Origin of the sequence: Commensalibacter intestini A911, from assembly GCF_000231445.1 — a bacterium.
Taxonomy (GTDB): Bacteria; Pseudomonadota; Alphaproteobacteria; order Acetobacterales; family Acetobacteraceae; genus Commensalibacter; species Commensalibacter intestini.
On record NZ_AGFR01000003.1, the window covers coordinates 579,356 to 596,427 of the forward strand.

At 36.2% G+C, this 17,072-nt stretch carries 15 protein-coding genes; 9 read left to right on the top strand and 6 right to left on the bottom strand.

What is annotated here, in order from left to right; all coding sequences use genetic code 11:
- Positions 1 to 6: 6 nt before the first annotated feature.
- Positions 7 to 1,419 carry a discoidin domain-containing protein gene (locus tag CIN_RS02985; protein WP_008853579.1) on the bottom strand — a complete coding sequence of 471 codons (1,413 nt, stop codon included), beginning with the start codon at positions 1,417 to 1,419 and terminating at the stop codon, positions 7 to 9.
- A gap of 9 nt (positions 1,420 to 1,428) precedes the next feature.
- Positions 1,429 to 2,877: a discoidin domain-containing protein gene (locus tag CIN_RS02990; RefSeq protein ID WP_008853580.1), complete on the bottom strand. Its 1,449-nt coding sequence runs from the start codon at positions 2,875 to 2,877 to the stop codon at positions 1,429 to 1,431.
- Positions 2,878 to 3,109: 232 nt separating this feature from the next.
- On the opposite strand from CIN_RS02990, the gene CIN_RS02995 reads away from it, so the two are divergent.
- Positions 3,110 to 4,054: an aldo/keto reductase gene (locus CIN_RS02995; protein ID WP_008853581.1), complete on the top strand. Its 945-nt coding sequence runs from the start codon at positions 3,110 to 3,112 to the stop codon at positions 4,052 to 4,054.
- An 11-nt stretch (positions 4,055 to 4,065) separates the two neighbouring features.
- Here the strand turns inward: CIN_RS02995 and CIN_RS03000 are convergent, their stop codons facing one another.
- Positions 4,066 to 4,986, bottom strand: a complete 921-nt coding sequence (locus CIN_RS03000; protein ID WP_008853582.1) for a DMT family transporter — start codon at positions 4,984 to 4,986, stop codon at positions 4,066 to 4,068.
- A gap of 37 nt (positions 4,987 to 5,023) precedes the next feature.
- Positions 5,024 to 5,962 carry a DMT family transporter gene (locus CIN_RS03005; RefSeq protein WP_245527809.1) on the bottom strand — a complete coding sequence of 313 codons (939 nt, stop codon included), beginning with the start codon at positions 5,960 to 5,962 and terminating at the stop codon, positions 5,024 to 5,026.
- A 232-nt stretch (positions 5,963 to 6,194) separates the two neighbouring features.
- Here CIN_RS03005 and rpmI point away from each other — a divergent pair, with 232 nt between their 5' ends.
- The 8 genes from rpmI (at position 6,195) to CIN_RS03045 (ending at position 15,269) form a co-directional block, all read left to right on the top strand.
- Positions 6,195 to 6,401, top strand: coding sequence for a 50S ribosomal protein L35 (rpmI, locus tag CIN_RS03010; protein ID WP_008853584.1), 207 nt, complete (start codon positions 6,195 to 6,197; stop codon positions 6,399 to 6,401).
- A gap of 15 nt (positions 6,402 to 6,416) precedes the next feature.
- On the top strand, positions 6,417 to 6,773 hold the full coding sequence (gene rplT, locus CIN_RS03015) for a 50S ribosomal protein L20 (protein ID WP_008853585.1): 357 nt from the start codon (positions 6,417 to 6,419) through the stop codon (positions 6,771 to 6,773).
- Positions 6,774 to 6,867: 94 nt separating this feature from the next.
- Positions 6,868 to 7,935, top strand: a complete 1,068-nt coding sequence (gene pheS, locus CIN_RS03020; protein ID WP_008853586.1) for a phenylalanine--tRNA ligase subunit alpha — start codon at positions 6,868 to 6,870, stop codon at positions 7,933 to 7,935.
- 3 nt (positions 7,936 to 7,938) lie between these two features.
- Positions 7,939 to 10,398 carry a phenylalanine--tRNA ligase subunit beta gene (pheT, locus tag CIN_RS03025; RefSeq protein ID WP_008853587.1) on the top strand — a complete coding sequence of 820 codons (2,460 nt, stop codon included), beginning with the start codon at positions 7,939 to 7,941 and terminating at the stop codon, positions 10,396 to 10,398.
- Between the two features lie 80 nt (positions 10,399 to 10,478).
- Positions 10,479 to 11,372 carry a DMT family transporter gene (locus tag CIN_RS03030; protein WP_008853588.1) on the top strand — a complete coding sequence of 298 codons (894 nt, stop codon included), beginning with the start codon at positions 10,479 to 10,481 and terminating at the stop codon, positions 11,370 to 11,372.
- Positions 11,373 to 11,519: 147 nt separating this feature from the next.
- Positions 11,520 to 12,428 (top strand): DMT family transporter, encoded by a 909-nt coding sequence (locus CIN_RS03035; protein WP_008853589.1) that lies wholly within the window; start codon positions 11,520 to 11,522, stop codon positions 12,426 to 12,428.
- An 85-nt stretch (positions 12,429 to 12,513) separates the two neighbouring features.
- On the top strand, positions 12,514 to 14,319 hold the full coding sequence (gene lepA / locus CIN_RS03040; protein WP_008853590.1) for a translation elongation factor 4: 1,806 nt from the start codon (positions 12,514 to 12,516) through the stop codon (positions 14,317 to 14,319).
- Positions 14,320 to 14,663: 344 nt separating this feature from the next.
- The gene (locus CIN_RS03045; RefSeq protein ID WP_008853591.1) at positions 14,664 to 15,269 is read left to right on the top strand and encodes a DUF2726 domain-containing protein; all 606 of its coding nucleotides are present in this window, start codon (positions 14,664 to 14,666) and stop codon (positions 15,267 to 15,269) included.
- Between the two features lie 16 nt (positions 15,270 to 15,285).
- On the opposite strand, the gene CIN_RS03050 is transcribed toward CIN_RS03045, so the two are convergent.
- Together CIN_RS03050 and lpxB are read right to left on the bottom strand one after the other, a co-directional pair.
- Positions 15,286 to 15,906, bottom strand: coding sequence for a hypothetical protein (locus CIN_RS03050; RefSeq protein WP_008853592.1), 621 nt, complete (start codon positions 15,904 to 15,906; stop codon positions 15,286 to 15,288).
- A 3-nt stretch (positions 15,907 to 15,909) separates the two neighbouring features.
- Entirely contained in the window at positions 15,910 to 17,067 is a 1,158-nt protein-coding gene (gene lpxB, locus CIN_RS03055; RefSeq protein ID WP_008853593.1) for a lipid-A-disaccharide synthase, read from the bottom strand.
- Positions 17,068 to 17,072: the final 5 nt, after the last annotated feature.

Consider the following 17,072-nt stretch of genomic DNA (forward strand, 5'->3'; position numbering starts at 1 on the left):
TGTTTCTTAAGGAACATAAAAATTTTTACAAGGCATACCTAGAATTTGTATTTGATCTAACGATAATACTTTATTTTTACCAGGTACAGTTATACGGATCCATCTTGCTTTAATTCCAAGCGGATGAAGCCAATTGTAATAACTCCCATCAGTTCCTCCAAATAAATTGAGATTTGTTTTGTGATGTCTTGTAATCCAATCCGTATGATTTTCAGAACTTTTTATAATAAAGTTTTGCATATTTTCTATATTTAAATCAATACCATTAAAAAGACGGATTATTTTAATAATATAGTTATCTTGTAAATCAATTTCCCACCAAGGATCAGCTTCTCTTTGGGTAATACTTTGTGTAATACCTTGTATGTGTCCATTTGCTAAAAGAGATGCTAGATCTTCAGATGTATAGTTTTCAGGAGCAGAGCTTTGATGATATGATTTATTATGAGAGATAATCGATAACAAAGGTAAAGGATATGGGAAAAAAGAATTTTTCCAAGCTTTTTTTAAGGTTTTTTGCCAAATTTTTTCAGGATTGTATAGGTTTAGTAATGTAGAAAGTGATTTTTCTTTATTATGGTTATCAGCGTTACTATCTTTATTCGTTGTATCGTCGCATAAACGAGCTATGTAAGCGATTTGCGTAACCTGTGTAATGATTTCGTTTGTAATGAATGAGGAAGTATTATCTGGAAAATTTTCATAGTATTTTTTCATGTTTTGTTGCAAAACATTACTGGAGTGATTGAATAATTTATCTATATAAATTAATTGGTCAAGAGATTGATTTAAATGGTGAAAAATATATTGATATGGGCATGTACGACTACGTATTAAAAATTTAGTATCTGTGCAGATTGAGTTAGTAGATTGTATTGCTTCTAAAGTTGTTTGTTTAGTTGTTAGTACATTATTAGTTTTATCTTTTTTATTAAAAAGAAAGATATTAAAACAAACAACGTTAATATTTAAATTTGTAAATTTATTAATAAAATCAGAGATTTTTTGAGTTTCATGGAAATATAGATAATCATTAATATTTAAATGGATATACCATAATGTTTCGTGAATGTAATTATGAATAAAGTGCAAATATATTTGAGCGTTTGCTTTAGAGAAACGATAATGGTGAAAAGTGATAAAAGGTTTTTCGCCTAACATAAATGGTAAAATTTGACGATATAACTCTGTTGGATCGTCATCTATACAATACAAATATAAGTGATCTACTCCTAAAGCTTGATGGTAGGTAAGCCATTCAATAAGGTTGATATCTTGAGCTGAAGCAAATGTGACAATACTTAAGTTATATTTAGGATCAGGCCACTCACCTTGATTATGTAATAATCCTAAAGGAGCATATGGATAAAGCATAAGCTCGTGGTCGTTAATGAAAGGCTTATAAGAAATGCTTGTCATAATAATCTTCTATATTTCTTGATTTTGTACTTCGCCGAAAATTTGAATTTGGTCTAAACCAATTTGTTGATTGGGCCCAGGAATAGTAAATTTTATAAATCTTCCAGTCATTCCATTTTCTGAGCTCCATACATAAGGCGAACCGTCTATGCCACCATAAAGTTGGTTACTTGTTTTTTTTGTAATATATTTCCAGATTTGTCCGTCAGTGGATATAAGAAGATTAAAATAACAAGCTGCTTTTTGATTTTGATCTAGTCTATTAAAAATTTGAACTTCATGGATTGTTGATATTGTTTCTAGATCAATTTCCCACCATGGGCTTTCTTCAATTTTTGTAAGGTTTTGAGCTGTTCCCATTAACGTATTATTAATCAGCTTGTTAGCATCTTCTTGAGGGGAGCAGTCGTTTAACGTAGAGCTTTGTTTTACAGGTTTATTTACTGATAACAAAGACCAAAAATTGACCGGGAAAATACTATGATCCCATGCTTTGATAATTTTATTAATCCATAAATTATGCAGAGTATTATCTTCGACGAGGTTAAAAGCTTCAAAATATTCAAGTATATTTTCTAAGTGATTAAAATCAACAAGAGTCTGTCCACTGTAATAAGTGAACTGTTTTTCTTCTTTTTGATTTTCTATAAACTGTATTGAAGGAAGGCCAAAGTGAGCGATATAAGCAGTTTCTATAATTTTTTCGCTATAGTTCTGTTGATTTAAGTAAGCTTCTACATTGGTAGGATAAGCTTCAAAATATTTCGAGAAATCATCTTCTAAAACATTCATTGAACTTAAATTACTATCTAAGTAAGCATAGTTAGTCTGAAAATTTATAGAAAAATTATGATACAGTTTTGTATAAGGAAGCTTTGAGCTTTGTATCATACCCCTTGTAATGGGGGATATTGTATTTGCGCGTAATGTATAATTTAATAGAACATCACCTTCTGGGGCGGTTTCAAAATTACTATGCCCGTAATGACAGAGGTGAAAATAAATTGTGTCAATTTCCTCATACTCTGGTTGCATAAAGCTTTGGAGTGTTTCTAGATTTTTTAAGCATAAAAATTCATCAATATTTAACCATAAAAGCCATTTTGTTTCATGGGCATAATTTCTGAAAAAATGGCAAAAAGCTTGATGTGCGTTGCCAGGTTCAGGATAATGATAATAAGTAACACAGGGAGAGCTTGCATTTAAATATGGGAGGAGATGTTGATAAAATTGTGTAGGATCTTCATGGAAAGAATAGATATAAAAATGCGTAAAACCAACTTGTTGATGATAAATAATCCATTCAATGATTCTCTGGCTATCATCATTTGTGTATAAAAATAAAGAGTAGTGTTGTTTTGGTTCAGGCCATTCACCAGAGTTGCGAAAGACCCCAAGCGGAATATGGGGATATAATAGCAATTCTCTTTCTTTGATAATGTGGCGAATATCAACCATAAGTAAATAATCCTGGTAAGATGACTATTGAGTGAAATAAGTATGTATTTTACTCTTTTAATTGGATATTTAGGGATGATCAAGGATATTTATTTCAATCCATTACGTAAATATTTGTTTTCACATCGAATTGTAAATATTGTTTTTATATATAATCTTAATTGGTTTATTATATGTTGAGCTAGATGAATACATTACTTGATAACAGATTGTTTATCGAAAGATTTGTAAGATGCAAAAAAGAAAATTAGGTAAAACAAATTTAGAAATCATTCCTCTTGTTTTTGGAGGCAATGTTTTTGGTTGGACACTTAATGAGAAAAAGAGCTTTGAGATTCTAGATGCGATTGTTGATTTAGGGTTAAACGCGATTGATACCGCAGATGTTTATTCTCGTTGGGCACCAGGAAATCAGGGCGGAGAGTCCGAGATTATTATGGGGAAATGGTTAAAAGCTAATCCTCATAAACGTGATAAGCTGCTTATTTTTACCAAAGTTGGCTCTGATATGGGGGGCGATCGTAAAGGTCTTTCTAAGCGTTGGATTGTTCAGTCTGTAGAGGAGTCATTAAAGCGCTTACAAATTGATGTAATTGATTTGTATCAATCACATTGGCCAGATCCAGATGTGGCGTATGAAGAAACATTGTTGGCTTATGATCAATTGTTGAAAGAAGGAAAAATAAGAGCAATTGGGGCTTCTAATTTGAATGCTCAACAATTGTCAGCATCTTTAAAGGCGGCAAAGGAACATCATTTACCTGCTTATCAAACGTTACAACCTGAATATAATCTTTACGATCGTCAACAATTTGATGCAGATTTAAGAAAGATTGTTGTGGATGAGCAAATCGGCGTGATTACCTATTATAGTTTAGCTTCAGGATTTCTATCAGGAAAATATCGTAGCAAAGAAGATTTAAAACAAGGCGCTCGAGGTGAGAAGGTTGCTGATTATATGAATGATCGAGGCATGTATATTCTTGATCTTTTAGATGGTATTTCACAAAATCATCAAGCAACGCCAGCAGAGGTTTCATTGGCATGGTTAATTGCTCAAAAAGAGGTGACAGCTCCGATAGCTAGTGCAACGACTTTGTCTCAATTACAAAGTCTTGTGAAATCGCTTATGTTACGTCTAACCCATGAAGAAGTAGAGCTGTTAAATAAAGCTTAATCATTTTTAAATTATGATGATTTTTTTATGGATAATAATAAAATCATCATAATGATACAGGCAGCACCGATCCAGTCTGAAATTGTAAAATTAATTTTTAGGATTAGGACAGAAAAAATAACTGTTGCAAGGGGCTCTATGGTTGACAGGACGCTACCTTTGGCGCCGCCAATTCTTTTTATTCCTACTAGAAATAAAACAAAACCGACCATTCCACCAATAAAGATCACGAATAGGATGGCAAGCCATGCTTCTATATCTAGATTGTTGGTGATCCTCCAGAATGGATGAAAGAAGTTTGCAATAATCGCGCCAATAAACATGCTCCATCCTGCAATAATAATTGTGTTATGTTTTAATAAAAGAGGAACGGAATAAAGCGTGTAAATTGCAGAAGTAATGGCAGAAGCTAAGCCAAATAATAATGCGTTAATGGGTAAAACAATTTCATCAAAATGCCCATTGGTCACCAATAAAAATGCGCCAATGATGGATAGGATAATAGCAACAATCATTGCTAATGATGGTAGTTTTTTGAGTTGTATGGTCAGAAAAATTGCAATGATTGCTGGATATAAATATTGCAGAATGGTTGCTGTAGCTGCGTTGGAATATTGAATAGCTAAGTAAAACGTTAGTTGTGAAATCCACATTCCAGCAATGGCTAATACGATTAGACGAAAAGCTTCGAGTTTATTTTGAAAAGGAGTAAATATTTCATATCCATAGCGTTGGTAGGAAAATAATAAAAGCAATATTCCTGGTAGTCCCATGCGGATGACAATCATCCATTCGACTTGGATATGCTTATATTGTAAAGCATATTGCCCAACAATTCCTCCTAGGCCCCACAAACATCCAGCTACAATGACGCATAAAATACCAATTTGTTCGCTTTTGTTTCTTAGAGTTTTTTCTGTTTGTGAGGGCATGATAACGATCAATTGCTTTATTTAGAAGTCAATATATTTAAACTTTATTTTTTGCGAGAATAACAATCATTGCGATAATACAAGCTGCGCCAATCCAATCAACAATATTAAAATCAACATGTAAGATTACGACAGAGAAAAAGGCAGCAGCTAAAGGTTCAATCGTAGCTAATATACTGCCTTTGGAACTTCCCAATAATTTAACGCCAATTAAATAAAGTAAAAAAGCGATCATGCCTGTGACAAGCACGATAAAGATTATGCTGATCACAGATGCAAAGTCGATAATACCAGAGATATGCCAAAAAGGATGAAAACAGTTTAAAATAATACCGCCAAATAGCATTCCCCATCCTGCAATCGTGGTGGTGTTATATCGTTGTAACAAAGGAATAGGGGATAAGGTATAGGCAACTGAACCAACGACACATAAGGCACCAAAGATGATTGCCTTGGGTGGAAGGGTGATTTTATCAATAGAACCATCTGTGACAAGGCAGAATGCGCCAACCAAAGCTAGTATAATGGAAATGATAAGTGCAAAAGAAGGTCTTTTCTTTAAGTAAAACGCTAAAATAATAGCGATGACTACTGGATATAAATATTGTAAAATTGTTGCTGTAGCTGCATTTGAATATTGGATTGCTAAAAAATAACTCAATTGAGAATTCATTATTCCCACAACAGAGAAGAATAAGAGTATCATTAACTCTCTGGGTGTTTTTAAAGGATTAAAAATTGCTTTTTTATGTTTTCGATAGCATAAGGTGAGTAAAATAACCCCTGGAATCCACAAGCGAATACTAATAATCCAAGCTGCATCAAGATGTTTATATTGTAAGACATATTGTCCGACAACACCTCCCAATCCCCATATAATTCCAGCAATGATAATATAAATCATGCCGGTACGTTCGTTGGTTAAATTAATCATTTTGCATGAGGAAAGTGTATTGCGTATCGTGGAAAGAGGCATTTGAATAGAACTTAAATAATAAAGAAGATATATGTTGTCTTTTCTCTATATTAATTTCGGATAAAAAAACAAAAGTTTTTTCTATATCTTTAATGTTTTTACTTGAGCTTCTTTTGAATAGTGGTTATATAAACACACTACGTTTACGGGTTGGGCTGAGAATTTAGGGCATGCCCATCTTGTGACGTTATCCTATGATGGATTTGAAATTTACATTCAACGGGAGAGAAAAATGCCCAAAATGAAGACCAAATCATCGGTCAAAAAACGCTTTAAAATTACCGCTACAGGTAAAGTACTTGCTGGTCCTGGTAATAAACGTCACGGCTTGATTAACCGTACTCAAAAAGCAAAACGTACCAACCGTGGTTCTCAAACTTTAGAAGCACAAGATGGTCGTACGGTTAAACAATGGGCGCCATACGGCCTGTCACGTTAAGGAGCAAGATATACCATGGCAAGAGTAAAAAGAGGCGTTACCACACACGCACGTCATAAAAAAGTATTACAACAATCTAAAGGTTTCCGCGGTCGTTCTTCTACGAACTATCGTATTGCTTTGGAACGTTTAGAAAAATCTTTACAATACGCATATCGCGATCGTCGCGTTAAAAAACGTGATTTCCGCGCATTGTGGATTCAACGTATTAATGCTGCTGTTCGTGAACACGGTTTGACATATAGCCGTTTCATCAATGGTTTGAACAAAGCTGGTATCGAATTAGATCGTAAAGTTTTGGCTGCAATCGCATATGATGATGCAGCAACATTTGCAGAAATTGTTAAAAAGGCACAAGCGGCTCTCGCTTAAGTCTTAAATTAATGAGATTTGTCTGTTCATGATAATGAATAGGAAAGAGGGCAGTCTGTCAAAGGCAGCCCTTTTTTGTTTATTGAGGGTTTAAATGGATCAAGATCTAGAAAGTATCAAACAAGATACGTTGTCAGCATTAGATCAAGCACAAGATCTACGTGCATGGGATGCGGTTCGTGTTGCAACGCTTGGAAAATCAGCACCATTAACGCAAAAATTAAAAGAATTAGGAAAATGTCCTCCTGAACTTCGTAAAGAGCGAGGGGGTATTCTTAACCGTTTACGTGATGAATTAACGCAAGCCATTGAAACACGTAAGGTGGTCTTAGAAGAAAGAGCGTTAAATGAAAAGTTAAATGCTGAAGCAATTGACGTAACGATGCCTGTTTCTGTTACGGCAGGGATGTTACATCCTTTGCGCAGAACAATTGAAGAAATTATTGCGATTTTTGGTGCAATGGGCTTCAAAGTTGCTGAGGGGCCTAATGTTGATACGGATTGGTTTAATTTTTCTGCATTGAATATTGATGAAAACCATCCTGCACGTGCGGATCATGATACATTCTATTTGCCTACAAAAACGCTTGATGGACAACAAAATCTATTAAGAACACAAACATCTACTGTACAAATTCGCACTTTGTTAGATCAAGAGCCTCCCATTCGTATTATTGCACCTGGTCGTACGTATCGTGCGGACCATGATGCAACGCACTCTCCAATGTTTCATCAATGTGAAGGAATGGTTGTTGAAAAAGGTCTTACCTTGGGGCATTTAAAAGGCTGTTTGGTAGATTTCTTACGTGCTTTCTTTGGTATTCCTCATTTACCAGTGCGTTTCCGTTCTTCTTATTTTCCATTCACAGAGCCCTCTATGGAAATTGATATCGGGTGGAACCGCAAGACAGGTGAGTTGGGCGGTGGATCAGATTGGCTTGAGATTCTTGGTGCTGGAATGATGCATTCCCGAGTATTGGCCAATTGTGGTGTAGACCCTAGAGAGTGGCAAGCTTTTGCTTTCGGAATGGGGATCGAACGCTTAACCATGTTAAAATATGGTATTTCTGATTTGCGTTCTTTTTACGAAGGTGATGTGCGTTGGTTACGTCATTATGGTTTCTCCTCTTTTCGCTCCGTTGCATTGCATGAAGGGATATAGGCAATGAAATTTACTTTATCCTGGTTACGCGATCACTTAGATACAACAAAATCTGTTGATGAAATCTGTACAGCATTAAACTCTATTGGATTAGAAGTTGAATCTGTTGAAGATCCATCAAAAACATTGGGTAATTTTAGAATTGCTCGTATTTTAACGGCCTCTCAACATCCGAATGCAGACCGTTTGCAAGTTTGTCAGGTCAATGCGGGTGAGGGATTTGAGAATGTTCAAGTCGTCTGTGGTGCACCAAATGCCAGAGCAGGTCTTGTAACAATTTTTGCTCCTGTTGGTACTTATGTTCCTGGTAGTGATATTACTTTAAAAGCGGGCAAAATTCGTGGTGAACAAAGTAATGGCATGATGTGTTCAACCGAGGAATTAGGTCTTGGTGCAGAACAAGATGGTATTATGGAATTACCAGAAGAAGCGCCAATAGGAACTGCTTATGTTGATTTTGCCAAACTGAATGATCCTGTTATTGAGATTGCAATTACTCCTAATCGTGGAGATGCACTATCGATCCGTAATATTGCTAGGGATTTAGCTGCTGTTGGCATAGGGACTTTAAAACCTTGGGAGCCTAAGGTTGTCGAAGGAGAGTTCTCATCAGAAATTAAATGGGACAACCAATTTAAAGCAGCTTGCCCATGGGTGCTTGGACGTACAATTGCCAATGTTAAAAATGGCCCAAGTCCTGAATGGCTTCAAGCACGCCTTAGAGCGGTTGGGGTGCGTCCTATTTCGTTGCTAGTCGATATTACTAATTTCTTCACCTTTGATCTTGGTCGTCCTTTGCATGTTTTTGATGTTGATAAAATCACAGGAAAAACACTTGCTATTTGTCCAGGTCAAGGTGAAAAATTTGTTGCTTTGGATGGTAAAGAATATCAAGTTACTGATAAAGATTGTGTGATTGCTGATCAATCAGGCGTTCAGTCTTTGGCTGGATTAATGGGCGGAGAACATACTGGCGTTACCGAAGAAACAACGACTGTTTTTGTTGAGTGTGCTTTGTTTAATCCTGTGACTATTGCGTTAAGTGGTCGTCGTCATTTTATTACAACAGATGCGCGTCAACGTTTTGAACGTGGTGTCGATCAGGCATTGCTTCCACAGGCAATGGAAGCTGCAACTCAAATGATCCTTGATCTTTGTGGTGGTAAAGCTAGCGAAGTTGTTATTGCTGGTGAAGAGCCAGAATGGCAACGTGATGCAACGTTACGTTATAGTAGCCTTGAAAATTTTGGTGGTTTAGCTGTTGATCCAGAGCGTGTGGTTAATATTTTAACATCGCTAGGGTTTGGAGTTCAAGACCAGAACGATCAATCTGTGACGGTGTCTGTGCCTTCATGGCGCAATGATATTGTGATGTCAATGAGTATGGCGCAACATCCCAGTATTGCAGCAGATAAAGCAGATCAATTAAAAGAAATTGCACAGGCAATGGAAGGTGAAATTGATTTAATTGAAGAGATACTGCGTATTGAAGGGTTAGATCATGTTCCAGCCGTATCTTTGCCTGTTAATCAAGCCGTACCACAAGCTGCAGTAACAGCAGAGCAAGAACGTTTGATTTTATGTGCACGTTTGCTGGCTGCTCGTGGATTGATTGAAACGGTTGGTTTTTCTTTTGTAGATCATGAAGTTGCAGCAAGATTAGGAGATGCACCAGAAGATTTGCGTTTATTAAATCCAATTTCAAGTGATATGGATCAGTTACGCCCGACACCTTTGGCTTCTTTATTACCCACAGTGCAACGTAATATTGTGCGTGGTTGGGGAAATATTGCGTTCTTCGAAGTGGGCCCTGCTTTTAGTCAAGATGGCGAAAGAAGGGTTGCTGCTGGAGTGCGTTATGGTTATATGCCTCGTAATATCGATGGTAAAGCGCAAGAGGTCAGTCTTTGGGATGTTAAGACGGATGTTTACTTTGTTTTAGATGGTTTGGGTGTTGCAGTCGATTCATTGCAAGTGACTAAAGAAACGCCAATTTATTATCATCCAGGACGTTCTGGTCGTTTGAGTTTAGGACCTAAGAATATTTTAGCTTATTTTGGTGAGTTACATCCTTCATTAGTTAAAGAATTTGGGTTTGATCAAGCGCCTATGATTTTTGAAATTATGACGGATAATATTATTTTCAAAAAAGCACAAAAGAAAAAGGCACCTTTCTTGCCTCCTTTCCAACCGTTAAAACGTGATTTTGCTTTTGTTGTCAAATTAGATGTTGAAGTTGGTAAAGTATTGAGTGCGGCGAAACAAGCAGATCGTCAATTATTGACGAATGTTGAGTTGTTTGATGTGTATGTAGGGGATAAGGTTGCAGAAGGTCATAAATCTGTTGCAATACAAGTTACCTTGCAACCTCAAGATCGTAGTTTAAAAGACGAAGAAATTGAGGCGGTTTCGCAGAAAATTATTAAAGAAGTTGCGCGATTAACAGGCGGAACTTTGCGATAGTAAAGAGAGATAAAAAGTCCATGTTGTTTTGCATGGACTTTTTTATTTTAACGATTTTATATAAACGGGTCTTACCAAGAATGTCTACCGTTCAACAAGTTTCCAATGGAAAATCTAAAGTCTTAGTTGCAACAGCATCAGGTCTATTAACCATTTTATTATGGTCTAGCTTGGCTGTGACAACAACCTCATTACCGAATATGCCACGTTTCCAACTTTTGTGGTTTGGATTTGGTGAAGCCTTTATTATTGGTAGCATTATTCTGACGTTGACGGGTCGTGTTCGTGAAATGGCACAACCGTTTGCACCTTGGTTTACGGCATTTTGTGGGATTTTCTTTTTTCATTTATTTTATTTTGTTGGATTGGATTTTGCTCCACCAGCCAAAGTAACCTTACTTTCTTATTTATGGCCGACTATGTTGGTGGTATGTATTGCGTTATTAAGTAAAAAACAATTTCATATTGCTTATTTGCTTGGGGCATTAATGGGGTTAATCGGGACGATTTTCTTAATGCCAGCCGATCAAGGATCTGTACTGACTTCAGGGAACTTATTCGGATATTTATTAGGCGTTTTATGTGCAATTGTTTGGACTATTTATTCTATTGTTAATCGTAAATATATATCAGTTCCTACAGGAATGATGATCGGTGTTTGCGGGGGGATCTCTTTAGTTTCCATGATGATCCACTTTGCTTTCGAACTGACGGTTATGCCTAATTCTTGGCAAGAAATGTTGATTATCTTATATGTTGGTTGTGGGCCAATGGGAATTGCGTTTTTGGCATGGGACTATGCAACAAAAAATGCTAACCTTTCTTTGATGGGCTCTTTATCTTATTTGGCACCATTGCTTTCAACGTTATGGCTAGTTATAGCTGGGCGAGCACCTGCAACAATGGGTTTGTTAATTGCGGTTATTTTAATTGTTGGTGGTGCGGTGGTTGCAACGTATCCATTGAAAAAATAAGTTGTATTTAATCGTTTAATTATTGAAAAATGAGCAATATAACGACATCGTAATTAACAGAATTTTGAATCAAAGAGTCTTTAAAAGTCTATGTAGTTTTACATAGGCTTTTTTATTTTATCCTTTTTAAATTGTATTGGTTTAATAATGATGGCTATTCTTTCTAAATGTTTTGATAAAAAATCCAAATTGTTACTGCCAACAGCGTCTGGTTTATTAACCATATTACTATGGTCTAGCTCATCTGTTACCATTACATCTTTACCTAATATGCCACGTTTTCAGCTTTTATGGTTTGGGTTTGGTGAAGCATTTATTATTGGTAGTATTATACTGGCTGTAACAGGTCGTATGCGTGAAATGGCACAACCGTTTGCACCTTGGTTTACGGCATTTTGTGGGCTGTTTTTGTTTTATGTATTTGATTATTTGGGATTAATTTTTTCCCCTCCAGCTAAGGTTACTTTATTATCATATTTATGGCCCATTATGCTGGTGGTCTGTATTGCGATATTAAGTAAAAAACAGTTTCATATTGCTTACTTTATTGGTGCAGTCATGGGGTTGATTGGTACAGTTTGTTTGATGCCAGCTGATCAGGATGCTGTATTAAATTTTCAAGTTATTTTAGGTTATATTTTTGGCTTTTTAAGTGGTGTAGTGTGGGCAATTTATTCTATTGTTAATCGTCGCTATGCTTCAGTTCCTACCGGGATGATGATTGGGGTTTGTGGTGGTATCGCCTTGGTTTCGATGATTATTCATTTTATATTTGAGCCAACAATTTTGCCAACTTCTATTAGAGATATATTAATTATTTTATATTTAGGTTGTGGCCCAATAGGGATTGCTTTTTTGGCGTGGGACTATGCGACTAAAAACGCAAATATATCTTTGATAGGTTCTTTATCTTATCTTGCCCCTTTGCTTTCTACATTGTGGTTAATCATTGCAGGCCGAGCAACTGCTACATTTGAGTTGTTGTTTGCTGTTCTTTTAATCGTTGGTGGGGCTGTTGTTGCAACTTATCCGTTAAAAAAAGAAAAAGGATCGTAGTATTTTTTGTAAAAAGCGTATAGAACTATGCTTTAATACAATTATTCTTATTTCTTGACATTATTTTTGCCTTGTTGGTGCCTATATGACAGATACGCCTTTGGAACTTATTCGTAATTTTTCGATTATTGCTCATATTGATCATGGAAAATCGACGCTTGCCGATCGTTTGATTCAAGCTTGTGGTGCGTTGACGCAACGGGAAATGCAAGCTCAAGTTTTGGATAGTATGGATATTGAGCGCGAACGTGGCATTACCATTAAAGCGCAAACCGTTCGTTTGCATTATTTGGCAAAAGACGGAAAAACATATATTTTAAATCTTATGGACACCCCAGGCCATGTTGACTTTGCCTATGAGGTCAGTCGCTCTTTGGCTGCTTGTGAAGGCTCGTTGTTAGTTGTTGATGCATCCCAAGGGGTAGAAGCACAAACATTGGCGAATGTATATCAAGCAATTGATGCTCGTCATGAGATTGTTCCTGTGTTGAATAAGGTCGATTTGCCTGCTGCGGATGTAGAAGATACCAAAAATCAAATTGAAGAAATTATTGGTATTCCTGCTGATGATGCAATCGGGGTTTCTGCAAAAACTGGATTGAATATTGAAGCAGTTTTAGATGCTTTGGTAACCCGTCTTCCCCCACCAAAAGGGGATGTGAATGCGCCTTTGCAAGCTTTGTTGGTTGATAGTTGGTATGATACCTATTTAGGTGTGATTATTTTGGTGCGTGTTAAAGAAGGGCGTATCAAAAAAGGCATGCGTATTCGCATGATGTTTAATGGCAGCACTTATAATGTTGAGCAAGTCGGTGTGTTTACGCCTCATATGCGCGAAGTTGATTCTTTGGGTGCTGGGGAAATGGGATATATTAATGCAGCGATTAAAACGGTTGCAGATTGTCACGTCGGGGATACAATTACTGATGATAAAAAACCAGCCTCTAAAGCACTAGAAGGATTTAAGCCATCTGTGCCTGTGGTTTGGTGTGGTTTATATCCAATGGATGCGGATGATTTCGAAAAACTTCGTGAGAGCTTGGGTAAATTACAGTTAAATGATGCATCTTTTCATTATGAGCCAGAAACCTCAGCAGCGTTAGGATTTGGGTTTAGATGTGGTTTCCTTGGGTTATTGCATTTAGAAATTATTCAAGAACGATTAAGTCGTGAATTCGATCTGAACTTGATCGCAACAGCACCTTCTGTTGTTTATCATTTATTTAAAAATGATGGTTCTGTAGAGGACTTACATAACCCAGCGGATATGCCAGATCCAACATCCATTGATCATATCGAGGAACCTTGGATTAAAGCCTCTATTATGGTGCCTGATGAATATTTAGGAGCCGTATTAGGGTTATGTACAGAACGTCGTGGACAACAAATTGATTTAACTTATGTTGGAACACGTGCGATGGCGATTTATCGTTTGCCATTAAACGAAGTTGTTTTTGACTTTTATGATCGTTTAAAATCTGCAACGCGTGGCTATGCAAGTTTCGAATATCAAATGGATGGATATGAAGAAAGTGACTTGGTTCGTATTAGTATCCTTGTAAACCAAGAACCTGTTGATGCCTTGGCGTTTGTGGCTCACCGTTCTGTGGCAGAGAGCAGAGGTCGCGCAATTTGTGCAAAGTTAAAAGATCTTATTCCTCGTCAACTCTTTAAAATTGCAGTTCAAGCAGCGATTGGTGGTCGTGTGATCGCACGTGAAACCATTGGTGCTTTGTCTAAAGATGTTACAGCAAAATGTTATGGTGGGGATATTTCTCGTAAACGTAAATTGCTGGATAAACAAAAAGAAGGTAAAAAACGGATGCGTCAATTTGGGAAAGTAGAAATCCCACAATCTGCATTCTTGGCAGCATTGAAAATCGACCGCTAGTTTTTGATTATACATCTATAAGGCCATTTTATTGCGCCTTATAGATGATTGATATGGTAGTCATAAGGAAATGCAATGAAGCGTTTATATGACTTTTTTATCAGAATATGTTCTGGTAAATCTTTCCCCCAAGATTGTCCTTATATCTATAAGAAGATCAAAGAAAATCCTTATACGAATACAGATTAGGATGGGAATCTTTTTTACATGATGATGAGTATAATTGATTGTTTTTAATAAGATTAATCGATGATATTGACGTATTTCCTGATTGTAATGAGCTGTTATTTTAATTGATATCCTCAATCATTGTTTATGTAAAAATTTAAAGGTTATACAGATTTATGCAAATGATCATCATTTGTTTGATAATTGGAATAGTCTTTGGTTCTGCGTATACGTATTTCAAAGTTAAACGTCGATATCAACAAGAGTTGGCACAGTTACGGCGTATTGATTGTGTAGATGCGGAGCAGAAAAACAGAGAAATTTCAGCAGAGCCAGAGTTAACGCAATATCAATATCAAATGCGGTATATTCGTCAATGTGAGTTGATGCCTTATAAGCCGATGAATAAAGAGGCTATTCAATATTTTCATTATTTGAATGAGTGGATACAGAGAAATCAACTGAATTGGTATGTTTCTTTTGAGGTTTCGATGGGGGCATTTATTCGTACGACGGGTAGAGTGAATACCGTTTTGCAGAAGTTGGCATTTCGTTCTTACAACAGTAAACGTGTAGATTTTTTACTGATTGATCATTATGGAAGCCCTAGATGTGTGATTGAATATCATGGCTCTGGGCATTATTTATCTCAAAGCGCCAATGAACGAATGCAGGTTAAAAAGCTGGTTTTGAAAAATGCTCGTATTCCGCTGATTGAAATCCCAGAACAGTTGGATAAGCAGGCGTTTTTTGAGAGATTGCAAGTGTTGTTGTATAAGTAAGATTAAATATTGATAACTATAGGTATAATGAGTTTTTATTTAATATAGATATTACTTGATTATATTGTATTTTGAAATCTTGTAATAATTTTGAATTATGGTTGTTTATTTTTTCTTTTTGATCATTAGTAAAGGCTTTTTCTTGAATAAGTTTTTGTAGATTATCTAAAGTTTTAATAAAGTCATTAATTATATTAATTAATGTCGTAAAATCTTGTTTGTCCTTTATATCAGAAATTTGGATAAGAATTCCAAAATTTTTATAATACTTGATAAGGCTACTATATTCTTTTCGCATGGTATCAAAAAAAATCGAGAGATTTGTTTTATCATGATATTCTATTACTGTATTTATACCACTATATAATTTCATGACTGTTATCAAGAATTCATCTTTATTGTTTAGAATACTTGTGGACGTTTCGCTTAATAATTCAGCTCTTTTTTGTTTTTTAAAATCTTGCATTGTGATAACGGCAAAACAAGCAGCAAAAATAGTGGCTAAGCTTGCAATTAAAGTGAACAAACCATTTAAAATATTAAAATAATCAGGATATTTTATTTTTATATATAGAAATATTGCTATCCCAAAAATAGTCGTAATTCCTATAATAATACTGATTAAAATTTTATTCATTAATTACCCCTTAATCATCTCCAAAATCTCTTTGGCAGCAACATGGGAAGGCAGTTCACCATTCGGGCCAGAAAGTTGGTGCATAATTTGGATAAATGCATCTTGTTGAGCTTTGGCTTTTTCTGGATCGGTTAATAATCCCATCAACATGGCAGAGAGCTTTTCTGGATGGCAATTTTCTTGCAATAATTCTGGAACAATTTGGTCATTTGCAAGGAGATTCAACATACAAACATAAGGCACTTTGATCATGCGTCGTGCAATCATCGCCGTCACAGGATTAACACGATATGTCACTGCCATTGGCACTTTTGCCAATGCGAGCTCTAACGTTGTTGTGCCTGATTTGGTAAGGGCAGCATTGGCCGCAGCATAAGCATTATATTTATCTTGAGGGTCATGAATAATAATGGGTTTGACTGGCCAATTATTAACCATATGCAACACACGTTCTTTTGCCAAAGGAGAGGTCGGGATGACCGCTGTAACATCATGAAGTTGTCGTTTTAATAGGCTTAATGTCTGTTTAAAGACGGGCATTAATTTAGGCAGCTCGGAACGACGGCTGCCAGGCATAAATAAAACAATAGGAGCTTTATCGCTAAGTTGATGATCTTGTCGAAATTGCTCTGCATTTCCATGATGGACTTCGGTTTCTAAAATAGGATGCCCAACAAATGTGCTTTGTAATCCGTGTTTAGAAAAGAACTCTTTTTCAAAAGGCAGCAAGCATAAAAGCTTTTCCCACAGACCTGGGAATTTCTTTACACGGCTTTCGTGCCAAGCCCAGACTTGAGGCGCAACATAATGCACTCTAGGAATGGATAAATCTGTAATGCGTTTTAATAATCGTAAAGAAAAGCCTGGGCTATCAATCGTAACAACAACATCAGGGCGAACCGTTTTAATATGCTCTACGGCTTGATTTAACCGATTGGATAGCATACGGATTTTTGGTAAAACTTCGACCAATCCCATCACCGCAAGGTCTTGCATAGGGAATAAGAGTTCCAGCCCTTGTTCCTGCATCTTAGGGCCACCAACACCACAAAATTTTAAGGATGGATTGAAATGACGTAATGCTTTGATCAGCTTTGCGCCCAATTCATCCCCACTGGTTTCACCAGCCAATAACCAAATTGTATGTGTTGTTGTGCTCATGATGT

Bases quoted from the DNA above. Each gene is read 5' to 3' on its own strand.
- CIN_RS03045 (WP_008853591.1), top strand. From the start codon at position 14,664: ATGCAAATGATCATCATTTGTTTGATAATTGGAATAGTCTTTGGTTCT.
- CIN_RS03030 (WP_008853588.1), top strand. From the start codon at position 10,479: ATGTCTACCGTTCAACAAGTTTCCAATGGAAAATCTAAAGTCTTAGTT.
- CIN_RS03035 (WP_008853589.1), top strand. From the start codon at position 11,520: ATGATGGCTATTCTTTCTAAATGTTTTGATAAAAAATCCAAATTGTTA.
- CIN_RS03050 (WP_008853592.1), bottom strand. From the start codon at position 15,906: ATGAATAAAATTTTAATCAGTATTATTATAGGAATTACGACTATTTTT.
- pheS (WP_008853586.1), top strand. From the start codon at position 6,868: ATGGATCAAGATCTAGAAAGTATCAAACAAGATACGTTGTCAGCATTA.
- lepA (WP_008853590.1), top strand. From the start codon at position 12,514: ATGACAGATACGCCTTTGGAACTTATTCGTAATTTTTCGATTATTGCT.
- CIN_RS03000 (WP_008853582.1), bottom strand. From the start codon at position 4,986: ATGCCCTCACAAACAGAAAAAACTCTAAGAAACAAAAGCGAACAAATT.
- CIN_RS03005 (WP_245527809.1), bottom strand. From the start codon at position 5,962: ATGCCTCTTTCCACGATACGCAATACACTTTCCTCATGCAAAATGATT.
- rplT (WP_008853585.1), top strand. From the start codon at position 6,417: ATGGCAAGAGTAAAAAGAGGCGTTACCACACACGCACGTCATAAAAAA.
- CIN_RS02995 (WP_008853581.1), top strand. From the start codon at position 3,110: ATGCAAAAAAGAAAATTAGGTAAAACAAATTTAGAAATCATTCCTCTT.
- CIN_RS02985 (WP_008853579.1), bottom strand. From the start codon at position 1,419: ATGACAAGCATTTCTTATAAGCCTTTCATTAACGACCACGAGCTTATG.
- lpxB (WP_008853593.1), bottom strand. From the start codon at position 17,067: ATGAGCACAACAACACATACAATTTGGTTATTGGCTGGTGAAACCAGT.
- pheT (WP_008853587.1), top strand. From the start codon at position 7,939: ATGAAATTTACTTTATCCTGGTTACGCGATCACTTAGATACAACAAAA.
- rpmI (WP_008853584.1), top strand. From the start codon at position 6,195: ATGCCCAAAATGAAGACCAAATCATCGGTCAAAAAACGCTTTAAAATT.
- CIN_RS02990 (WP_008853580.1), bottom strand. From the start codon at position 2,877: ATGGTTGATATTCGCCACATTATCAAAGAAAGAGAATTGCTATTATAT.